At 67.6% G+C, this 3,198-nt stretch carries 4 protein-coding genes; 2 read left to right on the top strand and 2 right to left on the bottom strand.

Features of this window, described 5'->3' with window-relative positions:
- A partial coding sequence (locus tag VJ811_RS17620) for a LysR family transcriptional regulator (protein WP_324074796.1) occupies positions 1 to 360 on the bottom strand: 360 nt, incomplete at its 3' end.
- Positions 361 to 588: 228 nt separating this feature from the next.
- Between VJ811_RS17620 and bla the strand changes: the two genes are divergently transcribed.
- The gene (bla, locus tag VJ811_RS17615; RefSeq protein ID WP_324074793.1) at positions 589 to 1,509 is read left to right on the top strand and encodes a subclass B3 metallo-beta-lactamase; all 921 of its coding nucleotides are present in this window, start codon (positions 589 to 591) and stop codon (positions 1,507 to 1,509) included.
- Positions 1,510 to 1,597: 88 nt separating this feature from the next.
- Positions 1,598 to 2,713 (top strand): TonB family protein, encoded by a 1,116-nt coding sequence (locus VJ811_RS17610; protein ID WP_324074790.1) that lies wholly within the window; start codon positions 1,598 to 1,600, stop codon positions 2,711 to 2,713.
- A 59-nt stretch (positions 2,714 to 2,772) separates the two neighbouring features.
- On the opposite strand, the gene VJ811_RS17605 is transcribed toward VJ811_RS17610, so the two are convergent.
- On the bottom strand, positions 2,773 to 3,198 hold a 426-nt coding region (locus tag VJ811_RS17605), incomplete at its 5' end, for an SPOR domain-containing protein (RefSeq protein WP_324074788.1).

Genomic DNA, 3,198 nt, shown 5'->3' with positions numbered 1-3,198 from the left:
GTGCAGGCGCGCGAAGGCGTCGAGGCGCGGGAGCAGCCAGCCGGTCGCGAAGGTGCCGACGACGCCGACCTTGAGCGCCTCGCGGAAGCGGCCGTCGGTGTACTGGTCGAGCGTCGCGGCGACGCGGTCGAAGGCATCGGCGACGACGGGGACGAGCGCATGCCCCTCGTCGGTGAGCGCGAGCCCGCGCGGCAGGCGGTGGAAGAGGCGCGTGCCGAGGCGGCGTTCGAGCTGCGCGACCTGATGGCTGACCGCGCCCTGGCTGACGCAGAGTTCGATCGCGGCACGGGTGAAGTTGAGGTGACGCGCCGCGGCCTCGAAGGCGCGGAGGGCGTTGAGGGGGAGTTGGGCGCGGTCCATGGAGCCTCATTGCCTATCTCGCCTCGTCACCCCGGACCCTTCGACCTGCTCAGGACAGGCTTGATCCGGGGTCCACTGACGCGACGTCGAGAAAATGGATCCCGGATCAAGCCCGGGATGACGAAAGAACGGGCGACAACACATGAATTATTCTCATGGCTTTGTCGAGAAATCATGCTTTGTGGGCGGCGGCGCGGCGCGGCATCCCGGCGGGGAAGGGAGACGGATATGATCGTAATGATGACAATCGCCGCCTGGCTGGCGGGCGTGAGCCATGTACCATTGCCACTCGCTCAGGAGGCGACGGCGCGGATGGCCGCGGGCGGGGTGGCGCCGGACGCCGACGACCCGTTGACGCGGCCGATTGCGGCATCACGCGCGGCCGAATGGCTGGCGCCCGCCAGGCCTGAGAAGATTTTCGGGACGAGCTATCTCGTCGGGTTCGGCGGGCTGAGCGTCGCGCTGATCGATACGGGCGAGGGGCTGGTGCTGGTCGACGGCGCGCTGCCGCAGGCGGCGCCCGCGATCCTTGAGAATGTCCGCAAGCTGGGTTTCGACCCCAAAGACATCAAATTTATTCTGAGCACCGAGCCGCATTTCGACCATGCCGGCGGGCTGGCGGCGCTGGCGCGCGACACCGGCGCGACGGTGGTCGCGAGCGCGCGCGGCGCCGAAGGGCTGCGCTCAGGCAAACATGCGGCGGACGACCCGCAGCTCGCCTATGGCGGCAGCTGGCCGGCGGTGACGCGGCTGCGCGTGATCGGCGACGGTGAGGTGCTGAAGCTCGGCAAGACGGCGATCGCCGCGATCGCGACTCCGGGGCACACGATGGGGAGCATGAGCTGGCGCTGGCGGGCATGTGAGGACAAGGCGTGCAAGACGATCGTCTTCGCATCGAGCCTGAACCCGGTGTCGGCCGACGGCTATCGCTATACGTCAACGGCGGGCGCGCCGATCGTCGCGGGGTTCGAGGCGAGCTATCGCAAGATGGACGCGACCGCGTGCGACGTGCTGATTTCGGCGCATCCCGACAATGCGGCTCCGGGGCGCTATAACGACAAGCCCGGCGCGTGCCGCGCCTATGTCGACCGCTCGCGCAAATTGCTGGCGAAGCGGCTGGCGGACGAGAAGACTGGAGCAGTCAGATAGGCTTCGTTTCCGCCCCTTTTGCGAGCTTGTAAGTCCCCGTAATCGCGCTAGAACTGCCCCGGTTCGGTGCAATTGCGGGGGCTTGCATATGTTGAAAGCGGGCGTTTTCCTTGGCTTTCTGGCGATGACGATGGATCTGCCGATGCCGCCGCCGCGATTTGGGGCCGACGGAGGGCCGCCCCAACGCATGTTGCTGAGCTGGATGCCGGGCGAGGCGCAATGCGACGGGAGGCCGGTGGCGCATGTCATGCTGCGCCGCCCGCTGGGCGAACTGGGCTTTGGCCCCGCGACACAAATGCCCTCGATTTCCTACACGTTCGAGATCGATGCCGCAGGACGGCCGCTGTCGATCGCGCGCGACAGCAAGGGAAACAGCGGTTTTTCAGGCGAGGTGGCGCCGGCGCTTGCCGCGAGCCGCTTCGCTGCCGGGGCGCGCAAGAATTGCCGCATCGCCTATAGCGCAGAGGCCAAGGCGCTGGGCGAGGCGGCGCTTGAAGATCTGGCATCCTATACGATGGCGCCGACGTCGCGGCGGTTGCCAAAGGAGGGATGGGATCGCCTCAAGAGTGCGGGCAATTGCTTCACCGCGCCCTTTCCGCAGCCGTTGCTCCGCGCGTTTCCCGACTTCGACAAGCTGCCGGGTACGCCGGGGGTGAGGGATTGGTCGCTCGTTGCCTATGACACCGACGGCAAGGGCGCGCCGACCGGGATGAAAACGCTGTTCGGCACGGGCAACAAGGCGCTCGATGCCGCGGCGAAGAAGGCCGTCGGGGATTCGCGTTTTACCGGCGGGGCACGGGCGGGGTGCCGCTATCCTTACTGGAAGGCTGCCGAAACTTTGGCGCCGCCGCCAGCGCCGACCGAACAGAGCCTGCGTCCCCAGAACAGCAACTGCCCGGCCGGATCGCGCTGGAAACGACCGCTGGCGACCCGGTTTCCCGAGCCGTGGCGGCGGCGTGCGATCGAGGGCTGGGCGATCGTCACCTATGATCTTGCGCCGTGGGGTGGTGTCGGCAATGCGAAGGTCGTCGCGGCACAGCCCGCCGCCGACTTCGGTCAGGCGGCATTGACGATCGTCCAGAACGCCACCGCCGAGCCATCGCCGCAAGGCGCGACCGGCTGTGTCGAGACGGTTCGGTTCACGATGGGGCGCCGCATCGATCAGGAGATGGTCGAAGAACCGGGCGCGATGGAAATTTTCTGAATCGGGACGCGCTTATCCGAATGCTCCTTCCCTGGCTTTACCAAGGGAAAGAGCATTCGTTACTTGTCGACGACCAAACAGGCCTGACCGTCCTTGCGCAACGCGGCGCAGAAGCTTTCGGCGTCGCCCTTGGTCGCAAAGCCGCCGGCCTGGAGGCGGGTGAGCTTGCCGGTTTTGACCAGATAGGGCGTGCGGGCGGCGAAGGCCGGATTCTTCTTTTCGAGCGCGGTCCAGAGATTGCGGGCGTTGGCTTCGACGCCGAAGGCGCCGAGCTGCGCGCGCCAGGGGCTGGCGGTGCCGTTGTGGACGCGGACCGGCGCCGGCGTGACTGCGGCGGTGGCGACGGGGGCGGCCTTGACCGCTGCGGGCTTGGGTTCGGCGGGCTTGGGCGTGGGCTTTGCCGGCTCCGGCTTTGGCGGGAGTTTGCCGCTTTCGGGCGGCGCGGCATAGGTGGTGCCTGACTGGCCGGTCGCGGCGACGGCGTT

Origin of the sequence: Sphingopyxis sp., from assembly GCF_035250425.1 — a bacterium.
In the GTDB taxonomy this organism is placed as follows: domain Bacteria; phylum Pseudomonadota; class Alphaproteobacteria; order Sphingomonadales; family Sphingomonadaceae; genus Sphingopyxis.
The sequence above is the reverse complement of the archived record's forward strand: the minus strand, read 5'-3'. Positions and strand labels throughout refer to the sequence as shown.

Bases quoted from the DNA above. Each gene is read 5' to 3' on its own strand.
- bla (WP_324074793.1), top strand. From the start codon at position 589: ATGATCGTAATGATGACAATCGCCGCCTGGCTGGCGGGCGTGAGCCAT.
- VJ811_RS17610 (WP_324074790.1), top strand. From the start codon at position 1,598: ATGTTGAAAGCGGGCGTTTTCCTTGGCTTTCTGGCGATGACGATGGAT.